Raw genomic sequence first — 1,598 nt, 5'->3', positions numbered from 1 at the left:
ATCCGCCGGACACCTCCCAGCGACGTACGACGGTCGGGACGGCATCACGGTGTCCGTCCCGCGGGGCAATCTCACGGCGTACCCGGGATCGCCGCCGGCTGCTTGCCCGAATCGGGCAGCGGCGCCGGTTCCGGCAGCGGTGCGGGCTCCGGGCGCGGGGCACAGAAGGCGGACCGGCCGGGGGTCTTCCCGGTCAGCAGATAGGTGTCCACATGGCGGTTGACGCAGTCGTTCGGACCGCCCCACAGCCCGTGCGTCCCCGCCTTCCGCTCGGTCACCAGCGAGGAGCCGGGCAGCCGGTGCCACAGCTCCTTCGCCCCCGCGTACGGCGTGGCCGCGTCCCGCTCCGCTGACAGCAGCAGCACCGGCGGCAGCGTGACCCGGCCCGTCCTCCGGGGGCCCACGGCCTCCAGGTTCCCTACGTCGAGGGGGCGGCCGGGCTTCAGCGGCCAGAAGGCGCACGGCAGGTTCATCGCCACGTTGTCCCAGGTCTCGAAGGGCGCGCGGCGGGCGAGGGCGGTGTTGTCGCGGTCCCAGGTGGCCCAGGCGCGCGGCCAGGGCGCGTCGTTGCACTCCACGGCGGTGTAGACGGCGTTGCCGTTCTCGTCGTCGGCCGCCTCCGCCGGATCGGGCGCGGCGAGCTCGATCAGCGGCTCGGGGTCGCCGCGCAGATACGCGGCCAGCGCGCGGGCGGCCGGGTCCCAGTAGGCGTCGTTGTAGCCGGTCCTCAGGAACGCGCTCTGGAGCTGGGCGGTGCCGACGACCCCGCCCGCCGGCTTCCGCGCCAGCCGCCGCCGCACCGTGTCGTACGAGGCGAGCACCCGGTCCGCGGTGGCGCCCAGGTGGTAGACGGTGTGGTGCCGGGCGACCCAGCGGCGCCAGTCCCGCCAGCGCCGCTCGAAGGCCAGCGACTGGTCGAGGTTGTCGCGGTACCAGATCCGCCCGGGGGCGGGGTTGACCACACTGTCGAAGACCATCCGGCGCACCCGCCCCGGGAACAGCGTGGCGTACACGGCCCCGTAGTACGTGCCGTACGAGGCGCCCACGAAGGTGAGCCGCCGCTGGCCCAGCGCGGCGCGCAGCACCTCCAGGTCGCGGGCGTTGTTCAGCGTGGTGTAGTGCGCGAGCGCGCGGCCCGAGCGGCGCACACAGCCCCGGACGTAGGCGCGCGCCCGCGCCACCAGCCGCCGTTTGAAGGCGGCCGTGGGGTGCGGCGGGGAACTGGTCGGCGCCTTGGCGTAGGCCGACGGCCGCTGGCAGGACAGCGGGGCGGAGCGGCCCACACCCCGTGGGGCGTAGCCGACGAAGTCGTAGGCGGCGGCCACCCGGCGGAAGGCGTCCTCGGCCGCGTACTCGGGGAACGCCATGCTGGAGGCGCCCGGTCCGCCGGGGTTGTAGACCAGCGCGCCCTGACGCCGCGCCTTCGGGCCGGTGGCCCGGATCCGGCTGACGGTGAGGGAGATGTGCTTGCCGCGGGGACGGGCGTAGTCGAGCGGTACGGAGACTTTTCCGCAAGTGATGGGGGCGGCCAGCGCCTCGGCGCGGGGGCAGCGACGGAAGGCGATACCGCGCTGCGCCGCGCGCCGGGCGGCGAACGC

At 75.2% G+C, this 1,598-nt stretch carries 1 protein-coding gene; it reads right to left on the bottom strand.

All coding sequences use genetic code 11. The features are described 5' to 3' along the window. Positions 1-71: 71 nt before the first annotated feature. Positions 72-1,598: alpha/beta hydrolase (locus GWI24_RS44185; RefSeq protein WP_210951634.1), on the bottom strand; the 1,527-nt coding region annotated here is incomplete at its 5' end.

It is taken from the genome of Streptomyces sp. MK37H, assembly GCF_018035285.1.
GTDB lineage: Bacteria > Actinomycetota > Actinomycetes > Streptomycetales > Streptomycetaceae > Streptomyces > Streptomyces endocoffeicus.
The sequence above is the reverse complement of the archived record's forward strand: the minus strand, read 5'-3'. Positions and strand labels throughout refer to the sequence as shown.